Below are 21,319 nucleotides of genomic sequence, written 5' to 3'. Positions count from 1 at the left end.
TCCTTCTTATTTATCACTTATACATTCAATTCCAGGAAGTTTTTTACCTTCCATAAATTCTAATGACGCTCCTCCACCAGTGGATATGTGTGTAAATTTGTTTTGAAATCCCATTTGAATTGCTGCTGCTGCAGAATCTCCTCCACCAATTAATGTAAAGGCACCTTTAATTGAAGCAATTGCTTCACACACTTTTTCAGTACCATTCTTAAAGTTTTTAAATTCAAAAACCCCCATTGGTCCATTTCAAGCAACAGTTTTTGCTCCTTTTAAAACACTTTCAAATAATTCAACAGATTTTGGACCAATATCCAACCCCATTACATCATCTGGTAAATCAACTCCAGAATATGTGGGCTTGACATCGGCAAATTCTTCTGCATTTGCAGAGTCTATTGGTAGGATAATTTTTCCATTAGATCTTGACAAATAATTTTTAGCAAGTTCTAATTTGTCTTCTTCACATAATGATTTTCCAATTTTGTGCCCCTGCGCTTTTAGAAATGTATACGCCATTCCTCCACCGATAATAATTTTGTCTGCTTTTGTTAACAAGTTATCAATCACAGCTATTTTATCTGAAACTTTTGCTCCACCTATAATTGCAACAAATGGTTTTTCGGGATTTTGTACACCTTTTGTTAGCATCTCTACTTCTCTTTCAACTAAGAATCCTAAACAACTTTCCTTTATGTTTGTTGCAATTCCAACGTTTGACGCATGTGCTCTATGTGCTGTTCCAAATGCATCATTTACAAAAACATCACCCAAACTAGCTCAATATTTTCCTAATTCAGGATTATTTTTTGATTCATTTTTAACAACTTCGTTATTAATAACATCCTCAAAACGTGTGTTTTCAAAAATTAGAATTTCTTTTGGTTTTAAAGATTTTATTGCATCTTCTAGTTTTTTGCCTCTAGTTTCTGGTATAAAAACTAAAGGTTGTTTAATTTTACTTTGTAGAGCCTTAGCAATTGGTTCTAATGATTTTGATTTTTTATCATCTTCTGACTTTATTCTTCCTAAATGTGAAAATAAAACTATTTTAGCATCATTAGCAACTAAGTATTCAATTGTTGGTAATGCAGCATTTATTCGGTTTTCATCACTTATAACACCATCCTTTATGGGGACATTAAAATCAACTCTAACTAAAACTATTTTATTTTTTACACTAATATCTTTTAATGATTTTTTCATAATTTCCTCCTGATTTGTATTTATATTTTACTTTATTTTATTCTTATTTTTTATTAATTTAGCAATAAAAAGAATATTAATTCATAATGAAATTATCTAAATATATAATTATTTCACTATCATATTTTTTGTAGTAATTGATAATATCTTTTTTTGTTATCTTTTTATTCTGCATTGGCTTAAAAATTAATTTTCACGGACTTTGTTCATGTATTACATTAACTATTTCAAAAATTTCCATTTTTGTTAATAAGAAACATATTTTTTTTATAGTATTCATTATATTTTTGTCAAGATTATCATAAGAAGCATCAAGTTCTTTAATATATATAATATTAATATTTGATGAACCAAAAGATTTGTATTTTTCTCACAACTCCCTAATAACCGGTCCATATAATCACGCCTCAAATTCAATATCTGCCAATTCTATATTCTTTGCTAAGAAATAAGCGTAAACCAAATAAATAACTTTATGAATTGTTAATTGCGTTAACGGGTGTTTATTTTTTTCTCTATTATAGGCTAATTCATTTAATATTAGCTTAATGTATTTTTCTTTGCTCAGCATTTTTCAAAATAAAAAAAGACAAGTAATATGTCCTTTTTTATTCCTAAATTATAAAGCTATTGCTTTCTTAATTAAACGAACAAATTGTGAAGTAAATGAATTTTCATTATCATATCATGAAAATACTTTAACAAGTTGTTTTCCGTTAACTTCCATAACATTTGTTAAGGTAGAATCAAAAATTGAACCATATTTTGAACCGATAATATCACCAGAAACAATAGGGGCTGTATTATATTGGAAAGCTTCTGCCATTTCTTTATCTGCTTTAATTGCTTTTTCAATTGCAGTATTAATGTCTGTTGCTGATACTTTTTTTTCTAATACAACTGTTAGGTCTACAATTGAACCTGTAATTGTTGGTACACGTAATGCCAATCCATCAAGTTTACCTGTTAGATTTGGAATTACTTTTCCTATTGCTGCTGCTGCTCCTGTTTTTGTTGGCACAATATTTCAAGGTGCAGCACGTCCACGACGTAGGTCACTATGTGGTAGATCTAATAATTTTTGGTCATTTGTAACAGAGTGAATTGTATTCATAAATCCTTCAACGATTCCGAAATTATCATCAATAACTTTTGCCATCAATGCTAAACAGTTTGTTGTACATGAACCTCCTGAAAAAATAATATCTTCCTTTTTCATATCTTTTGAGTTTACACCATAAACAAATGTATTTAAATCACCAGTTGCTGGTGCAGAAATTGCAACTTTTTTTGCTCCCGCTTTTATGTGTGCTTCTGCACTATCTTTACTTGTATAAAACCCTGTAGATTCAACCACTAAATCAATATTCATACTTGATCACGGTAATTTTGAAGCATCTCTTTCTGCCAATACTTTAATTTGTTTACCATCAACAATAATGTGGTCATCTTTACTTGATATCTTACCTGTCTTAAAATGTCCTTGCGCTGTATCATATTCTAATAGATATGCTAGAACCTTAGCATCAGTTAGATCGTTAATCGCAACAATTTCTATATCCTTCATATCAAATAATTGTCTAAATGTCAATCGTCCAATTCTTCCGAACCCATTTATCGCTATTTTTTTCATCTTATACCTCTTTCTTTACTACTCTTTAATAATACCTATTTTATAAGTAATAAAGTTATTTTTTCAACAAAATAGACTATCAAAATGCAGTTTTTTTAATTTTTAAACACATAATTTAAAATTATTTTATTTCAAAGTAATCTGTGAGTTGATTTAGATAAGTTATAATTTTTCTTGTCCTCACTTCAGACATTGATTTTGTGATACCTTTAGAATTATCAAATTTAGATGAGTATATTTTATATAGATCACTCTTATTATAATTTGTAGATACAAAAGTCAAAAGACTATTATCTAGCCTATATTTTAATATTTCAAAAAGATTTTCATCGCGAGATCAAATACTTATATTCTCATCACCAATATCTTCTAAAAATAATATATCACAGGTTTTTATTGTTCACTGATTTATATAATTTCCTTGATTATTATTTGATTCTATAAACATTTTTAATATACTTTTATAGTTATCGATAATAATTTTTTTTTGAAAAAGTGGTTCATTAGGACCTGAATTTGCTATTCTAAATGATAAAAATTTAAAATAATTATCTTTCTTAACTTCTGGAGATATTTCAATCATCAATCCTTTTTTAGAGCCGCCTTTCAGAATTTTCGCAGTTGCCTTTAATACATCTTGATATTCTGGTAAAAAACTTTTTCTATTATCTTGTTCAAACTTTGTTGGAGAAAAGTTCTTATGAATAAAATTTCTTTTTCACGAAAAATGTTTATAAAGTCCTAAATAATGCTCACAATCAACAAGTGAGTTATAAAAGTATCCTAGTGAAAAACTAATAATTATTTTTTTTCCTTTAGTTTCTTGTAGGCATTTGTCCAATTCTTCATTTGAATTACAAACAATATCTACGTATTTTAAATAATTCTCTACATTTGAATAATTTTGGTAATTATTTAATATATTCTTACTTAATTTATTTTCTTTGAATATTTTTTGCAGGACAGGATTTTTCATTGAAATATTAAATAATTCATTTAAATTTATATCTTCAATATGCATAAATGTTAAAACTTTCCTTCCTTGAGAAATTTCATAGTATCAAAAGACGTTAATATATTTTTTCTCGTTATTTTTTCTGCAATTACTAAGACATTACCAATAATAATATTTTTATTGTCTCGTATATATGAAAAATCTAAAATGCAATTTATAACTGGGTCGGGTAGAACATAATTATTTCTTAGTTTTCCAATTAACTCATTATATTGATTATCATCAAACTCTTTTTTCATTAAACACGAAATATATAATTCTGGCGTTAAAGAATTCATCTGATTAAGTTTAATATCTATCGGTGAAGTGTTATTAACAAAGTTTGAAGGTTTATTAGAAGTCTTAACTATAAATTTTGATGTTAAAATTTGAATTTTTTCTTTATCAAAACATTTGTTTTTATTATCATATGCATCAACAAGCAAATTGGCTAATTCAACATTATCAATTTGAATATATGAATAAACATTTTTTAAAATATTTATTTGCTCATGGTTTTTTACATCGATATCTATATTTTTTTCTTTAAGGGTTTTTAAAATAATATTCTCATCAAATCCATTTAGTAATGGACTTGATTTTCTTAATTTTATTGAAAAATTTATAGACGAATCTAGAGAGGGTTTAGAATCAAGTAAATATGAAAACACATCATAAAATCTAGTGGTATTATCTGTAAAACCTTCATCAATTGAAAATGCGTTTGTTTCATCTGAAAAAATTAGTCTAGCTATCTCATAGTCTTCAAAACCTATTTTTTTTCTTAATGCAGAATTAAAAATTGTGTTTTCAAAAAATTCGATCGGGTCTAAAGGCCTGAATATATTAAAAACAATAACATTTTTTTTAATTTTGTTAGATAACCGTTGAACCAACCCCATTGCCTCTAAAAATTTAAGACATTTTTCCAACGCTTCATATTTTATTGACAAAATTTTTAAGATTCTTGAAAAGTCAAAGTTTATATTTTTGTATTGCTTCATTATAAATGACTCTTGGATCATAAATTTATAAACACTTAAGGATTTTAGGCCAATAATTGGTTGATAGAGATAAATTAAGGCTTTTTCATCTATAGCCTCAAAGTCATTCTTCATTAAAACCTTATATTTATATTCTTCCATAAATTACCTCTATACTATATTTTACAACTAAATTTTGAATTTGGAATAAAAAATAATTATTAGTTTGTAATTACTAATAACTATAGGTGTAAAACTCATTGTTTATTATGTTTTTTAAAGTTATCCACATTTAATAGTGTTGACAACTTTCACAAAAATGCGTTCCTCGGCCTGATATAACAATACGTTTGATTACACCCTCACAAACCGTACAAGGTTTGTTTTGTCTTTGATAAACATTAAGAAACTGGGCAAAATTACCACTGTTTCCATGCGAAATTTCAAATGTTTTAACCGTGGAACCTCCATAAGAAATAGCTAAGTCTAAAATAACTTTAGAATTTTTTATAATTCTTGTAACTAACTCCTGAGAAAATGACTTTCCTTTTTTTAGCGGGTGAATATTTGATTTAAATAATATTTCATCGGCATATATATTACCAATTCCAGCTATTACAGTTTGGTCTAATAGTACCGTTTTTATTGGCCTGCTTGTTTTTGATATTTTTACAAACACTTCCTTTTCATTGATATTAATGTCATTAGCATCTGTTCCTAATTTTGCGATTCCAGCTATAAGTTTGAGGTCATCTTTTTTAACAAGATCAAATGTACCAAACTTTCTAGTGTCAACAAAATATCCTGTACAACCATTATCAAAAATAAATACTGCAGTAGAATGTTTATATTCATCTATCTTACCATTTTTAAGAAAAAATCATTTACCTTCCATTCTTAAATGACAAACTAATCGATGTGTTTCGATATCGAAAATTATATATTTTCCTTTTCTCCACACATTATTTATATTTTTATTTGTAACTATTTTTATAAATTCTTCTTTATCTATATTTCTAATTAATTTACTTCATAAAATATACATTTTGATAATTTTAGAACCTTTAATATTTTTTAGTATTGACTTTACAACATTTTCAACTTCCGGCAATTCTGGCATATTATTTTAAATAGTATCAACTATCTGCAATTGAACTATTTACCTCCAATCTAACTTTTGAAATATGATTATTTTTTACATATTTATTCATCTTATTATAAGCGTCACTCATAATTGTCTTTACTTTTTCCTCTATTATTTTAATTTCTTTTTTCTTTGCAATTATAATTATTTCATCATGTATTTGTGCTATTATTTGTACATCACCACTTATGTCACTTTTATCTATTTCAATCATTGCAACCTTTATAATGTCTGCGGCAGTTCCTTGAATAGGTGAATTAAAGGAAACTCTCCTACCAAATTCCTTTATTTGAAAATTAGGTGATTTTAATTCTGGGATGTATCTTCTTCTATTTCCAATTGTTGTAACATATCCATTTTTCTTTGCCTCATAGTAAAATTTTTTTTGTAAGGAATCTAACTTACTATATGTACTATAATAATTTTCAATTATTTTCATCGCTCCCTTTTTATCAATTCCCAATTCTTTAGCAAGACTTGATTCTGATTGACCATATAGGATACCAAAATTTACAGTCTTTGCTACTTGGCGTTGAATTGGTGTGATGTCGTCATCAATAATATTAAATATTTTAAACGCTGTTTCTTTATGAATATCTTTTTTAAGATTGAAAGCATTTATTAGATCATCTTCTTCGGCAATATCTGCAACAATTCTTAACTCAATTTGTGAGTAGTCGAGGCTTATTATTTTTTCATCTGAATTACAAATAAATATTTTTCTAATTTCTTTTTGTTTTTCGTCTTTAACGCTTAAATTTTGCATATTTGGTTCAGATGATGATAATCTCCCAGTTGATGTTAATGTTTGGTTATAAATAGTTCTTATTTTGTTATCTTTTTCTATATATTTCTCTAAACCCACTAAGTAAGTGTTATATGTTTTGGAAATTTTTCTATACTCAATTAATAATGGAACTATTGGGTGTTTATCAATAATAGATTCTAAACTTTCTTTATCTGTACTTTGTCTTAAATTGTTTGAAAGCTGTAGGGTGTTAAATAAAAATTTTTGTAATTGCTTTGGGCTTGCTAAATTAATATCTTCGTTTGAATGTAAAGAAATTAATTTTTTAATTTTAATTTCTAAATTATCTATTTCTAATTTAGTGTTATCTTTAAGAATTTTTAGGATATTAAGATCAACCATAACACCATTGAATTCTACTTTTGCTAAAATTTTTGAAAACGGTATTTCAATATTTTTATAAAGTTCAAATTGATTTGATTCTTCTAATTTACGACTAAATAAAAGTTGTGATTTTTTCAAGCCATTTGCATTTGATACAAAGTAATTTGCTTTTAAATTAATATCTATATCATATGATTTTTTATTCCCTTTATTAAACACAACATCGCTATCAGGAAGTTGATGATCAATATTTAAATCATCAAAATTGCTCTTAAAAGATGATTTAACATTTGAATTTATTAGGTAGCATGCTAATTTCATATCATTTTTTATTGATATTTCATCAATATTTATTTTATGCTTTAAAAGAAAGTATAAAAGTCTTTTAGAATCATATGTATTTATATTTGTTTTTAAAAGAAAATCAATAAAACCTTTGGTGTTGTTATCGCTTGATATTATTTCGTTTTCATTATCAAAAATAGGCTCATAATAATAATTTTCATTATTTAACACTATTCCAAAACCAACAGGATTAGAAAAATGGTAATTTTCCTGCTCAGTTTCAAAATACAAGTATATTTCATTAGCAATTAAATTATCATCTCATGTTTTTAAAATTTGGTACTTAACTACTTCTTCCTTTTTAGTTTTTCCAAAATTAAATTCTAAAGTTCTAGCAACTGTTATAAGTTCATAATTTTTTAAAAACTCCACCGCCTTATCAACGTTTATTTCAAATGGTTCATCTTTAAAATTTGTTAGGCTTAGATCAATAATTATGGTTGCTAACTCTTTTGAAAAAAATGCGCTGTCTTTATCATTTAACAATTTCTTCTTAATTGAATCATTATCAACCGTGTCAATTTTTTCATAAAGTTCTTCTAAGGATTTATATTTAGTTAATAATTTTTCAGCGGTTTTTTCACCAATCCCCTTAACTCCTTTTATATTGTCTGAAGCATCTCCAAGCAAACCTTTAAAATCGGGAATTTGTTTTGGAATAATTGATCATTTATTATACAAATCTTCCTTTGTAAATAATTCTAATTTTTTTGATTTAATCGAAGGATTGATGATAAAAACATTATCATCTAAAAGCTGGTATAAATCCTTATCATTTGAATAGATGTAGACTTTATTTTCTTTATCTTTTGAAAATATCATAGATAAATTTCCTAAAATATCATCAGCTTCATAGTTATCAAGTTCAAAATATTGCAAATTCGCTTTTTTAAGAAAATCTCTAATTAATGCAAATTGATTTATTAGTTCAAATGGTGTTTCTTGTCTATTTGCCTTATAAGAATTATACATTTTATGTCTAAATGTTTTCTTACCCTTATCAAACGCAAAATATATATGTGTAAATTTATGTTTTGTCAATAGGTTAAAAAAAGAATTTAAAAATCCGTGCACAGCATTAGTATAAACTCCGCTCTTTGTACACATAGTGTTTCCGTTAAAGTCCTTTGTACTAAAAAAACTCCTATAAAGAATAGAATTTCCATCAACTAATAAGACTTCTTTATTTAAAATCATATTTTATCCTTTTTTTCTATGATAACATTTTTAACATCTTTATTAGCTAAAATAAATTTTTCTTGGTCTTTATATATATTTCTTTTAATATTAAGAATAACTAATTTTTTTTCAATTATTTTTGACTTGCATAATTTATAATCCTCTGGAAAAATTGTAAAATCAATCGATCCTGTACCATCAAACAAATTTACAAATGCCATAAGGTCACCGTGTTTTGTCTTTATTTCTCTAACATATTTTACTACTCCAAAAATTTGTGCTGAACTTGCATTTTTGCCTTCTAAAAAAGATATAGTATCTATATTTTTATTTTGTTCCCGAAATTCTAAAAATAAATCACCCGTAATTGTAAAACCCAAGTATTCTTCTTCCAACATAGAAATATAACTTGAACTATCAACAAAATCGTTAATAACTTCTATTTCAAATTCTCTAGTAATTTTTGATAAAATAAAAAATTTTTCCACCATATGAATAAGTTGCTTTCTTGGATATCCATATGAATCAAAATATCCGACAGCAAATAGTGACCTTAGAATATTTATATCAATATAAAATTCTTGCATTTTTTTAATTGTATTTAATATTGAGGTTTTTTCAATTTTAATACTACATATTTTATCAGTGAAGGACCTTGATATATTTTTAATAGCGGAAATGGGTATCACAATGTTTTTTTGATTTAATGCAAATATAGGAGACAATTTATTAATATTTGGTTTCTCAAAATCAATTTTTTTATTTTTTATTTCATATATATATTTCTTATATTTTTCATCCCCAGGAGACAAGTGATTTAATTGCACAATATAAAATAATTCTGGTTTGTTTGCTTTATAATATGCCAATCAATAACTAACTAGTGCATAACATATAGCGTGTGATTTATTAAAACCATAGTCTGCAAACTCTAATATCATTTGCCATATAGATTCAATATCATCACTTGAGTAATTATTATACTGTCCTCCGCGTATGAACTTATCTTTGTATTTGTTCATTAATTCGATATTTTTTTTGGATATACTCCTTCTTATTATATCAGCATCATTAAGTGTAAAATTAGCAACTACTTGAAGTAATTTCATTAATTGTTCTTGATATACAATAACATTATATGTTGGAAATAAAATATTCCTCAATTCATCGTTTAAAAACTTAATTGTATCTTTATTTGCTTTATTTCTAACATATATTTCGATATACTTTTGTGGCCCCGGTCTGAATAGTGCACTTGCATCTGATATTTCTTGTATATTAATCGGGTTAATTTGACTTAAAACATTTTTAATTCCTGATGATTCAAATTGAAAAATCCCCTCTGTGTCACTTTTCTGAAATATAGTATATGCCTCTTTATTGTCTAATGGTATTTTTAAAAGATCGTGTCTTCCTATATTTTCTGTTTTAAGAATTTCATTTAAAATTGTTAAATTTTTTAAACCTAAAATATCCATTTTAATAAGACCAAATTTTTCAATATAATCCATTGGAACTTGCGTTTGCATTATACTATCAAATGTTGTTTTAACTGGAATGATGTCAATTAATTTTTTATATGAAAATACAACCCCGGAAGCGTGCGTACTTGTTTGTCTGGGCAAACCAACTATTTTTTCAATAATAGATATAATAAGTTTGTTTTCTTTCTTAAATAGTTCTCATTCTTTAACATTTTTTAAATCATTGTCAAATTGTTTATAATCAGTTGACTTTGATTTTTTGACTATAAATTCAATGATATTCTTTTCGTTTGGAAAAATTCTTGAACAATCCCTTAAAGCTTGTCTAATGCCTATATTCTGAAATGTAACAATGTTAGCAAAATGTTCCTTACCATATTTTTTATATAAGTAATTAATAACTTCTTCTCTTCTATCATCTTGAATATCTACATCTATATCAGGTTTTGTTGCTCTATCTTTATTTAAAAATCTTTCAAATAGTAAGTCATATTTAATTGGGTCAACTATTGTAATATCTAAACAAAAAGATAATAGACTTCCAGCAGCGCTACCTCTACCAGGGCCAATTAAAATATTATTTTTATTTGAAAATTCTATAAAGTCATAAACGACATAAAAATATTCCAAAAATTTTAAATCTGATATTATCCTCAACTCATAATCAATTCTACTGATGTATTTTTCTCTAATATTTTTATCAATAGTACCCTCTTTTATCATTAAGTCAATTTTTTCCTGTGATTTTTGTCTAAAAAAATTCTCAATATTTAGATCATTAAATTTAACAAAATTATTTTCTTTTTCATTAAATATATCAAAATCAACTATACTAATAATTCTCTTCATATTTTGCTCGTGAATTTTATGATTAATAAATGGTGATAATTCTTCTCTATTTAAAAAATGTGATTCCTCTTTAATTGAAATATCATCATATAAAACGTTCTTATCAATGGCTCTAATTGCTTTATAACAATCACCATCATTAGGACTTAGATAATTTATTCTATTTGACCAAATATAATTAGTTTCAAATTGCTTAATAAGGTTTATATTTTTTTTACATAAACCATAAATATATGAGCAGTCAAATTCATGTATTATCTTATTGAAGCAATTAAAAGAACTGATATTATAGGGTGTAAAGATAATATAGCATTCATTTGTATCAGTGAGAATTTTAATAATATGATTTTCAACTTTATCATACCTATAATTTTGCAGAGATTGAAAATAATTAGATAAACTGCAACATTGTTTAAACCCATTTTTATTTTTTGCATATATCAGTATTTCACAATTAGAAAAGGATAACGAAAAACCTATTATTGATTTGATATTATTATCTTTTGCTTTTATTACAAATTCACAAACACCATACATGTATAATTCATCTGTTAGAAAAACTGCTTCGAAGTTATTTTGTTTGGCAAATTCTATATAGTCGTTTATAGAAATAAGTGATTTTAAAAAATTATAAGATGTCTTAACATTGGGTAGATTCATAAATATCCCTTTCAAAAGTTATTACTTAATTAATAAAAATAATACTAGGATCACAATTAGAACAATAACAAATGCACATATTAATAATATGGTTGATAATTCCTTATTACTTTTATGATTATTTACCAAATTTAATTCTTTAATAATATCACTTTCATCATTCTTTTTATTTTTTGCAATTTTAATAGTGTCTGTTGTATAGTTTTCCATCCCTATTGTGTCATCAATATTTATTGTTTTCGATTCAATAGCCTTATTATTTATTATGCCTATATTTTTTTTAAGCCTAGATTTTTTATTAGTAGAATTAGTTCTTTCATCAATTATATCAATTGTATTATTAGTCTTGTTTTTCATTTCAATTTCCGTCCCTGTCTATATACATTTTCTTTATTTTATTTTTAAATGTGTAGTCAATAAAATGATCAAACATAATTTCAGATTCTAATTTTTCAGCATAAACAATTTTAGGTTTTGTAGTCGGATTTTTTGGAACAAATAGAGAGCAAGCATCACTAAACGGCAAGATGCTTGTTTGGTATGTATTTATATTTTTAGAAACCTCAATAATTTCTGATTTATCATAACAAATTAATGGTCTTAGGATTGGAAGGTCACTAACACTATTTATTGTATTAATAGATTCAATTGTTTGGCTGGCAACTTGCCCAAGTGATTCACCTGTAATAATTGTTTGAGCATTTATTTTTTTACAAAGTAGATTTGCTATTTTTATAAACGCCCTTCTCATTAATGTTATGCGGTAGCTATCATCACTAATATGTGATAATTCATTTAAAAAATCTGAGAAATCACAAACATAGAGAGAAAAACTATAATAATTATATTTTCTTAATATCATTGTTAAATCTTTTACTTTTTCTAAACTTTCATTTTTTGTAAATGGTGGAGTTATAAAATGCAGAAAATCAATTTTTAACCCTCGTTTAAGTGATAGATAACTTGCTACTGGGGAATCAATGCCTCCACTTAATAAGCTTAACCCTGTTCCAGTAATTCCAACAGGTAACCCCCCCAAGCATTTTACTCTATTTGTAAATATATATGCACCATCGTTCTTAATCACTATAGTCAGAAGAATGTCTGGATTATGAAGGTCAACCGTTAGACCCTTAATGTTTCTTAAAATATGACTTGCTACAATTTTTTTTAAATCTGGAGATTGAATTGGAAATGACTTGTCTTTTCTTTCAGATTCAACTTTAAAAGATAATTTATGTTCCTCAGAAAATATTGATAGAACTTTATCATTTATCTTGTTAATATCCTTGGGTACAATATCTACTATAGACAATGAATATATCCCAAAAATTTTTTGCAATATTTCTAACACATTTTGCATAATAATATCATTAATTACATAAATGTTTAAACTATTGAAATCTTTTTTATAAATCAAATCACTTTTATATTCCTTAAGTTTAACCTTGATATTTGAAATTAAACAGGAAATAAACTCTCGTTTATTTCTTCCTTTTAATGTTAGTTCACCATATCTGACAAGGATAGTTCTCATATATTACATAACCTTTCTACTATTTTTTATGCTTATTAATATACTAATAGCATTATTAACAGCCTTAAATATATCCCCACCTTCAATACTGCTTTGTATTTCTAATAGTTCTTTTTGACCAATTATTCCCGCATATCTTGTGCAATACCCAAGTAATTTTTGAGACAATTTACTCATAAAAATTAAATGGTCGATTTCATGATCACAAATCATAACATCGTGTTCTAAATTAGAAATTTGCCTTGATATTTTATTTAGTTCTTCATTTGTAGATAATTTATCAAAGTAATCTCGCGTAAAAATTTTTATTTGATTTTTAATTTCAAATACTTTTTCTAACTTATTATGAAGTATTATAATTTTTTTGTTTTGATTTATTTTAACAGAACATTTTGTAGCTCAAGAATCTATACTTCTTATTTTTTCTTCTAACTGACCTATGTTTATTATTTTTGTTGATATGAATCGTGAGGTGTCTTTCAATGAGTAAAATATTTTTAGCAATTCTTCTATAACCTCTATCGCTTTGCTATTTTTTGTTTGATAATCCGAAATCTCCTCATTTATTGATGAATAAGAAGGTTTTATTGACTGAAATTTTCTCTTTAGTTTCTCAAGGTCGCTGTAAGTTTTTTCAAAGATAGTTATTTCAATCGGAGTTTTTAACTTAACATCCTTCAATGATAATATAATTTTATTCAATTCAGCAGCAATTTGCATTATATTCATAATTACATATTCAATCTCTGGAAGTTCACGTTCAAGATTTTCTTTTAGATTCTCTTCAATGCGAGCATAAATGCTTAATGCTCTTAATTTTTTTTCTATTTTATTAATACATTTAAATATCACGCTATTTTTTAGAGTAGATAACGCATTTACTGCTCTAGATATTAATTCTTTTATTTCTGAAATACCATCGACAAAATCCTGAGATGGTTGGTCAAACATTTTTTCATTTAATTCCTTTAATCTTCTTGGATACTCAATTAGCAATTTAGTTGCTGCTGCTGGGGCAGTATCTAATTTCTTAAAAAAGAAACTTAAAGATACCTCTATTTTAGATAAAATATCACAAGAACTAATATATTTTCCTTCATTTATTAAAATATTAAACTCCTTAAAAAGAGATGATATCCCTCCCTCAAGGCGTAATATATTTTCGTGATTATATATTTTATCTAGTCTTAAGAGTCCAAAATGATGTTTAACAATACTATATAGATCTTTCAAAGATATTATTTCATTTTTTTGAATAGTCTCAGTTAGAAAAATATCTCTGATTTCATTGTCTATTTTTTTACAATCATCCATGATTTCGACAACCTTTTTGTAAATTATTTCAGACTTTCTAACTGCTATTTTATTAGAATTTAAAGTCTCCTTGCTTGATAACAACTTGTTTATTTGAAGAATAATTCCGATAAGAAATTTTTCATTATTATGAATTAATTCATATTTAAATCGTCACGCTCAGTACTCATTTTGTGCATCGAATTCTCCTTCAGAAGTTATTAATAAATTCTTTAAACGAATAATTTTTGTCTTAATTGGTAATTTTTGTATGTTTTCAATTAAATCAAATGATAATGCAATATTTCTAATTATTAATCTATAGTTGTTTTGTTTGTTCATAAATCAAACGGCAATAAAAAATGCAAAAGTTGCTATAAACAATAATATAAATATCTCAACTATCTTTAAAATTCCCATATTATAATTATATATTAATTTGAAGTTCTTTATTTATTTTGATGTATGATAATTTATAAAAGAATGGGTAATTAAGATAAACATCTATTATAAATTAAAAATCACTTTAAAAGTGATTTTGAAAACAACTATTTGATCAATAGGTTATATCATTCAACAACAAGAGCTTCATTAATATCTCTATTTAATTCATCTCTTTCTGGTAATCTAACATATTCACCCTCAAACTTTGTTTTATCAAATGAAACAAATGGCAATGTTGTTAACGCTAGGTTTAGTGACTCTATAACTTTTGGATTTTTTTTCATTTTATCCCTAATTTTTATTTTTTGTCCTGGTTTTACAGAATATGAAGGAATATCTACCCTTTTACCATCAACAAGAATGTGACCGTGATTCACAAATTGTCTAGCACCTTGTCTTGTTGCTGCTATTCCCATTCTATAAACAATGTTATCCAATCTTGATTCTAATTGTTGTAAAAAATTTGTACCTGTAATTCCTGGTATTTTTTTTGCTCTAGAATATGTATTTCTAAATTGTCTTTCAGTTAGTCCATAAATAAATTTAACCTTCTGCTTTTCTTGCATTTGTTGTCCATATTCAGATAATTTTACTCTTTTTTCACCATGTTGCCCAGGAGCACTAGTTCTTTTTTTTCCTTTAGAAAATTCTTTTCCATTTTCTAAAACAGAAAATCCATATCTTCTTGCTTTTTTAAATATTGATCCCCTATATCTTGACATACTAAAATCCTCTCTTTTGATATTTATTTTTTTGTTATTGAAAAATTAAGATACTTATTAAATTCTAAATAAATGTGTATGCCTTCGCCTTTACTGCATCGGTTACAAAATAATATAATGCATACGCGCTTTTATTTATATTTAATCGCAGATATCAAAATGATTCTTACTAAATTATATATTATTTTGATATTTTTTTTAAATAAAATTCAAATAAATGCTAATTTTTTAAAATATTATTAATTTTTTTTATATAATAATTAAGTCTATTTTGGCGTATATGGCGAAGTGGTTAACGCACCGGGTTGTGGTCCCGGCATTCGTGGGTTCAATTCCCATTATACGCCCCAATTTGATATAAACCATTCAATAGAATGGTTTTTTTTATTTTAAAATTGCTCTTTATTGTATAATAATATTGGAGATTCGCTATGGAAATGATTGATAAAATAAAGAAAGCATTAAAAGACAAAGGTGTTAAAATAGCAGTATCAAAAAATAGCAATGTTAAAGAGTTGGGGATTGATTCTTTAGATTTAATGGATCTTGTTTTATTACTTGAAGAAGATGAAGGTGTTCAAATTCCTGATAGTACATTGACAGAAATTAAAACTATTGGAGACTTAATTAAAGCCGTTGAAGATCTAAAATAGTTTTAGTTTAATAGGGGTATAGTTCAGTTGGTAGAACATCGGACTTCAAATCCGAGTGTCGTGGGTTCAAGTCCTACTACCCCTGCCATTTAAAAATCAAACTCTGTTAAGCAGAGTTTTTATATTTAGGGGTATAGTTCAGTTGGTAGAACATCGGACTCCAAATCCGAGTGTCGTGGGTTCAAGTCCTACTACCCCTGCCATTTAAAATCCAAAAAAAAGATGAACGCAATTCATCTTTTTTAATGTTATTTTTGATAAACCTTTTTTAATTCATCGTTTATAATTGATATTCCAATTGACTCACCACCAGCGTGAATAAGATAAACTGAAGGGCAATCAATCACTTCTATATTAAAACCGTGTGTCTCAAACACCTTTAACATTAATCTTATTTCTTTACTATCATTTTCAATATAAAAAGCCCTATGGAACTTAATTGTAAACTGATTCTTAGTATATGTTGATAAAATATGCTTGCATATTTTTTCTGCAATTTGACTAAGTTTTGGTGAAAATGCAAATTTGATTGGATTTTCAGCCCATTCAATACAAACTCTAGTTCTTAAAATTTTTAATAATGTTATTAGTAATGTTTTTGTTCTACCAGATTTAGATAGACGCGCAATATCACTTGGTATAAAATATGTTCAAGACTGTTCCGCTCAGTTGTCAAGTTCTCTTTGTACCTCATCTGGAGATAGTGCGGGATTTTCTTGACATTTAACATTGATATATTTTGCAAAATCACCTAGTTGTGCTGCAGTTACGTAGTGGCCAAATACAAAAATTTTATCCTTATATTTATCTTCTTTAGCTAATTGAACAGATGATGCATACATGCTTGATAGATTGACCGCAATTGGAAAATGATAAATTCTGTCATATTTCTTCAATATATTATCATATATTTCCTCAAGTTCTCCAGGTGGAACCATACTTGTTTTAATGTTACTATTTTTATTACAAATTATATTTTGTAAATTTTGTTCTATAAAATTTATGCGTGTATCATTAAATGTTATCTGCCCATTAACAACTTTTAACGGAATTAAAAAGATATTGGTATTATTTATATATTCTTCTTCTATATATGCAGATGAATCAATAAGGATTGCTATTTTCATTCTTTTCTCACTTTCATATACCATTTTATTATAGACTTTTTTTCTATAAAAAACATTAATTTTATATTTATGAGTTATAAAAATAACTATGATGAGCAAATATAGGTTAAACACCTTTAATTTTTGCTACATAAAAGTTATAATAATACTATAGTTAGGTGGGCATATGTGGCTAATTAAATATATCAGTTTTTATGACACACTAATATGTATCATGGAAAATAAGAATCATAATAATATTGTGAAAAAAAATAATGTTCATCTTTTGTATTGGGGTGACTTACTTGTTGGTGTGAATATCACATCTCCTAATATTGAAAAAAATAAAAAAACTAGGCTTTTTGATAGTTATTTAAATAGTTATGTAAAAAATGTATTAGATGAACTAAGGATAAAAAAAGAGGAACCAGTGGATAAATTTATTGTATGTAAAGTTATAGAGTGTGTTGGTATTGAAAAAACAAATCTAAAAAAATGTCAGGTAGATATAGCAAACAAAATAATTCAAATAGTTACGAACGCAAAGAATATAAGAAGGGATATGATTACAGTTGTGGCTACATCTGGTGCATTTTTAAACGATGGGACTTTCATTGATAATAGCAAAATTAAAAATTTAACATCGGAGGGGATGTTTTGTTCACCGTTAACTTTAGGTGTGGATGACTTATTTGATAGTGAAGGTATAATTGATCTTGAGGCTAAATATTATAATAATATTGGCAAAGGATTTTTTAACCTAATATAGGGGGAAATATGGATATTTTTAAAAAGAAAAAAAAAGTTGATGATACAATTCATGTTAGTCAACAATCTGAATATGAAATAAGGCAACCAAACTATTCAACATACGATGATGATCCTTTGTTAAATATTGAGCCCGTTTTTGAAAATTCTCCAGAGGCTGCAAAAATAACTGAACAACTAAATATAAAACCTGAGAACACAGTACAAAATTATACACCATTAATAGATAATGACAAAGAAGAATTAATTTTAAAAAATAAATTAGATAATAGCCAAAATTTAAGTAAAAATAAAAATGTAGGTCTTGCTAATATTATTAATAGTGCTGTTTCAAAAGCAAATGAAATAAAAAACGATGTAAACGAAAAAGATCACGTTATTGCAAAATTGAATAAAATAGAGCAAATGAGGTCTTCGGGAAAGGTTGACCAATCATTATTTACAGATGTTTCAAAATCAAAATCTTCAAAGGACTACCTTAGTCGTGCAAGGGAGTATTCATTCCAGAATTTATCAAAATCAAACAGAAGTAATGAAAATGCTATTGAAAGAGCTCTAAGGTTACAACGACAAGCAGAAAAAGCTAGACTAAATGAATATACACAATCAGATGAGGATAACCTTATAAACAATACAATGATTCAGAGAAGAATTAAGAATAACAAGAATGCATTTGCAATTCAAATAGATAAAAATGAATTTTATATAGGAAGAACCGAGCGTTTAGAGAGTGTTGAAAGAAATGCCAATATTCTGGCAAATAAGTTATTTCCACGTAATAATACTCAAATAAAAAATAGTATGGATGATATACCTGAAATAGAGGTTGTTAAATCACAAATTTCCGAAAAGTTAGAAAATGAATCAGAATTTTTTGAGAGTCAACTAATTGAGGTTTTAAGGGTTTGGCAACAAACTCAGATAAATAAAATTAATAAGATGATATCGTCAAAGATAAACCAAATACAAAATAAAACATTTAAATCTGAAGATGAGAAAGTGGCTTATCTAAAATATAAAATTGAACAACTTAAAAATTCAATAAAGAGTAAAGAAAGTAAAAAACCGGTTAATGAGGAAAAATAAGATGGGCAAAAAAATTCCAACCAAATATATAGATAAAAGAATCCAAGAAATAGAAGATTCATATAATTTATTAAATAGGGATAAAGATGTTAATATAATTAGGCCAAAAAGACCATTATTTAATAATAATGAGCCACAAGAAACTTACAAACCAAGAGAGTTTGTAGAACCAATTGTTAATCATGAGGAAATTGATACTGAAAGAAATGAAGATCAATTAATAGATGATAAATTATCACCAAATGATAATTTTTTTAGGAATGCGGAAAACTCTAATTTTGCAAAGGAACAAAATATTCCCGACAACTACAACATAATAAGACCAAGAAAAAAAGACGAATTAGAAATAAAATCTCCTGAAATTTTTGAACCTCGAAAAGAAAGCACAATAAATATATTTAAGAGTGATGATGAAAAGGAAATTTTTCATAAAACATTAGTTGAAAAAAATAAACAGTATAATATTAATATTGAAGAAGACCAAAATGCTTTAAAAATATTGAAGCCCATTGAAAAAAAATTTAATAGGATCATAAAAAAAACTGAAAAAAAAATAGACTCTTTATTAAAGGAATCTGAATCATTAGAGGACATTGATATTAATAAATCTATTCATATCCAAAAGGAGTTTTTAAAAGCCAAGAAAGAATTAGATGTAAAAGTTAATAAATTCTCAAATCATGTTAACGAACTTCAAAAACAAAAACTAAAAAGTAGGTGAGAAAATTATAAACTATCTTCAAAGGTTGCTGACTTTATGCTTTTAAGAGCCTCAGATCTTGATAGAGGAAATAAATAAAATTATGTAACCGTAATAGAAGGTGTTAGTGTTTTTTTTATATAATTAATCTTGTAAGAAATTAAGTGGTTAATTTTAAATTATAACTATCTAAATAATGTATAATCATAAAAAGGTGAAAATAAAATGAATATAACAACTTATTTAATGGTGAGCATTGATTCTTCTACATCTGTTTTAGTAATAATACTTTTAATTTTAGGAATTATTTCATCAATATATTTCCTAATTACTTTGAGAAGAGTTAGTATAGCCGCAAAGAAAATAGACTATTTTTATGAAGATTTAACCTATAAATCTGAGAGTTTAAATACAACGGTAGATACAATTGCCAGAATTTCTAACTACTTAGAAATTTTTGAAGCTTTTTCAAAGAGAAATTTGAAATCTTGGGTTAATGTGACTGTCAGAAATAAGGATGTTTTTTATAAACTTTTTGATAGAATAAAAGACTTTGCAAATGAAGTTGATTAAGATAAAAGTAGGAGATAATTATGTTTAAAATAGCAAAATTTACAGGGACACTTTTTTTAGGGATGTTAATTGCACCAAAAAGGGGTGTGGAATTTAGATATGATTTGGCATTATATTTAAGAAAGTATCGCCCTCAATTAAAAGCTTTTATTAACGCAATAGAAGATGTTTGAGAAAAAACTCAAGATAATCGTATTGAAGAAATGAGCGCAAACATAGAATATCAACTTCACTCATTGAGTGACGCAGCAAATAATATGACAAAAGAAAGTGCTAAAAAGGATACATACAAATTATATAAAGCGGCGGGTAAGGCGGCAAATTCTATCGGTGGTGAGTTAAAAAAATCTGAGAATGCAAAAAGAATTGCTCAGGAATTAGCAAGAGTTTCAATAAATTTGATTGATGGAATTGTTACAGTAACGAAGAAAGCAAATGATATTTCAAGAGATATAGAAAAAACTGCTTCAATTGATCCAAATAATGTTGATAACAATGAAAATGATTAATTAAATTAAAGATTATAAATGTGACAATATAGATAATAGTTAAATAAAAAAATTAATCACAAAAAAATCAAAAATTGATTTTGATTTTTTTAAATTAATAAGATGTACAAAATTAACTATCCGTATCTTTTGTTTTGTTTTTGTTTAAAAATTCTTTTTTCTTTTTTAGAAAGGTGATATTCACGTTTTCTAGATTCTGCTTTTGAAACGGCAGCAACTTTCTGAAATCTTTTTAAAGCTTTGTCAATTGGTTCTCCATCTCGAACTTTTATTCCTGGCATTTATTTCTCAACTCCTACCTAATATTATACTTACTATTTAG

20 protein-coding genes and 3 tRNA genes are annotated in these 21,319 nt (G+C 26.1%); 9 read left to right on the top strand and 14 right to left on the bottom strand.

Translation table 4 applies throughout. The features are described from left to right. Positions 1-6 precede the first annotated feature (6 nt). The 12 genes from AAHM97_RS00610 to rpsD form a co-directional block, all read right to left on the bottom strand. Positions 7-1,203 (bottom strand): phosphoglycerate kinase, encoded by a 1,197-nt coding sequence (locus tag AAHM97_RS00610; protein WP_342269014.1) that lies wholly within the window; start codon positions 1,201-1,203, stop codon positions 7-9. 76 nt (positions 1,204-1,279) lie between these two features. After that, on the bottom strand, positions 1,280-1,774 hold the full coding sequence (locus AAHM97_RS00605; RefSeq protein WP_342269013.1) for a Panacea domain-containing protein: 495 nt from the start codon (positions 1,772-1,774) through the stop codon (positions 1,280-1,282). A gap of 48 nt (positions 1,775-1,822) precedes the next feature. Further along, positions 1,823-2,836, bottom strand: a complete 1,014-nt coding sequence (gap, locus tag AAHM97_RS00600) for a type I glyceraldehyde-3-phosphate dehydrogenase (RefSeq protein ID WP_342269012.1) — start codon at positions 2,834-2,836, stop codon at positions 1,823-1,825. Between the two features lie 121 nt (positions 2,837-2,957). Next, entirely contained in the window at positions 2,958-3,857 is a 900-nt protein-coding gene (locus tag AAHM97_RS00595) for a hypothetical protein (RefSeq protein WP_342269011.1), read from the bottom strand. 5 nt (positions 3,858-3,862) lie between these two features. Continuing rightward, positions 3,863-4,975 (bottom strand): hypothetical protein, encoded by a 1,113-nt coding sequence (locus AAHM97_RS00590; protein ID WP_342269010.1) that lies wholly within the window; start codon positions 4,973-4,975, stop codon positions 3,863-3,865. A gap of 130 nt (positions 4,976-5,105) precedes the next feature. Continuing rightward, complete coding sequence (gene mutM, locus AAHM97_RS00585; protein WP_342269009.1) at positions 5,106-5,933, bottom strand: DNA-formamidopyrimidine glycosylase; 828 nt, start codon at positions 5,931-5,933, stop codon at positions 5,106-5,108. A gap of 1 nt (position 5,934) precedes the next feature. Continuing rightward, positions 5,935-8,631 (bottom strand): DNA polymerase I, encoded by a 2,697-nt coding sequence (gene polA / locus AAHM97_RS00580; protein WP_342269008.1) that lies wholly within the window; start codon positions 8,629-8,631, stop codon positions 5,935-5,937. Beyond that, a complete protein-coding gene (gene dnaE, locus AAHM97_RS00575) occupies positions 8,622-11,606 on the bottom strand; it encodes a DNA polymerase III subunit alpha (protein WP_342269007.1) in 2,985 nt (994 codons plus the stop codon). The genes polA and dnaE overlap by 10 nt, the downstream gene beginning before the upstream one ends. Positions 11,607-11,627: 21 nt before the next feature. Then, positions 11,628-11,963: a hypothetical protein gene (locus AAHM97_RS00570; protein ID WP_342269006.1), complete on the bottom strand. Its 336-nt coding sequence runs from the start codon at positions 11,961-11,963 to the stop codon at positions 11,628-11,630. Next, entirely contained in the window at positions 11,947-13,143 is a 1,197-nt protein-coding gene (gene thiI / locus AAHM97_RS00565) for a tRNA uracil 4-sulfurtransferase ThiI (protein WP_342269005.1), read from the bottom strand. The genes AAHM97_RS00570 and thiI overlap by 17 nt, the downstream gene beginning before the upstream one ends. A 3-nt stretch (positions 13,144-13,146) precedes the next feature. Then, positions 13,147-14,856 (bottom strand): septation ring formation regulator EzrA, encoded by a 1,710-nt coding sequence (locus AAHM97_RS00560; protein WP_342269004.1) that lies wholly within the window; start codon positions 14,854-14,856, stop codon positions 13,147-13,149. Between the two features lie 128 nt (positions 14,857-14,984). Continuing rightward, entirely contained in the window at positions 14,985-15,602 is a 618-nt protein-coding gene (gene rpsD, locus AAHM97_RS00555; RefSeq protein ID WP_342269003.1) for a 30S ribosomal protein S4, read from the bottom strand. A gap of 274 nt (positions 15,603-15,876) precedes the next feature. Here rpsD and AAHM97_RS00550 point away from each other — a divergent pair. The 4 genes from AAHM97_RS00550 (at position 15,877) to AAHM97_RS00535 (ending at position 16,458) form a co-directional block, all read left to right on the top strand. Continuing rightward, positions 15,877-15,952, top strand: a tRNA-His gene (locus AAHM97_RS00550). A gap of 81 nt (positions 15,953-16,033) precedes the next feature. Further along, complete coding sequence (locus AAHM97_RS00545) at positions 16,034-16,255, top strand: phosphopantetheine-binding protein (RefSeq protein WP_342269002.1); 222 nt, start codon at positions 16,034-16,036, stop codon at positions 16,253-16,255. A 12-nt stretch (positions 16,256-16,267) separates the two neighbouring features. Further along, positions 16,268-16,343 (top strand) — tRNA-Trp (locus tag AAHM97_RS00540). 39 nt (positions 16,344-16,382) lie between these two features. Further along, positions 16,383-16,458 (top strand) — tRNA-Trp (locus tag AAHM97_RS00535). A 45-nt stretch (positions 16,459-16,503) separates the two neighbouring features. Here AAHM97_RS00535 and AAHM97_RS00530 read toward each other — a convergent pair. Next, positions 16,504-17,382, bottom strand: coding sequence for a DegV family protein (locus AAHM97_RS00530; RefSeq protein ID WP_342269001.1), 879 nt, complete (start codon positions 17,380-17,382; stop codon positions 16,504-16,506). A gap of 166 nt (positions 17,383-17,548) precedes the next feature. On the opposite strand from AAHM97_RS00530, the gene ytpR reads away from it, so the two are divergent. The 5 genes from ytpR (at position 17,549) to AAHM97_RS00505 (ending at position 20,997) form a co-directional block, all read left to right on the top strand. Beyond that, on the top strand, positions 17,549-18,130 hold the full coding sequence (gene ytpR / locus AAHM97_RS00525) for a YtpR family tRNA-binding protein (protein ID WP_342269000.1): 582 nt from the start codon (positions 17,549-17,551) through the stop codon (positions 18,128-18,130). Positions 18,131-18,138: 8 nt separating this feature from the next. Further along, the gene (locus AAHM97_RS00520; protein WP_342268999.1) at positions 18,139-19,215 is read left to right on the top strand and encodes a hypothetical protein; all 1,077 of its coding nucleotides are present in this window, start codon (positions 18,139-18,141) and stop codon (positions 19,213-19,215) included. Between the two features lies 1 nt (position 19,216). Next, entirely contained in the window at positions 19,217-20,014 is a 798-nt protein-coding gene (locus AAHM97_RS00515) for a hypothetical protein (protein ID WP_342268998.1), read from the top strand. A gap of 126 nt (positions 20,015-20,140) precedes the next feature. After that, positions 20,141-20,488, top strand: coding sequence for a hypothetical protein (locus tag AAHM97_RS00510; RefSeq protein ID WP_342268997.1), 348 nt, complete (start codon positions 20,141-20,143; stop codon positions 20,486-20,488). Positions 20,489-20,508: 20 nt separating this feature from the next. Further along, complete coding sequence (locus AAHM97_RS00505) at positions 20,509-20,997, top strand: hypothetical protein (protein WP_342268996.1); 489 nt, start codon at positions 20,509-20,511, stop codon at positions 20,995-20,997. A gap of 116 nt (positions 20,998-21,113) precedes the next feature. Here the strand turns inward: AAHM97_RS00505 and rpsU are convergent, their stop codons facing one another. Next, on the bottom strand, positions 21,114-21,278 hold the full coding sequence (gene rpsU / locus AAHM97_RS00500) for a 30S ribosomal protein S21 (protein WP_342268995.1): 165 nt from the start codon (positions 21,276-21,278) through the stop codon (positions 21,114-21,116). Between the last annotated feature and the right edge of the window lie 41 nt (positions 21,279-21,319).

Source organism: Spiroplasma endosymbiont of Aspidapion aeneum (assembly GCF_964031045.1).
GTDB lineage: Bacteria > Bacillota_I > Bacilli_A > Mycoplasmatales > Mycoplasmataceae.
This window is presented reverse-complemented; position numbering and strand designations above follow the sequence as displayed.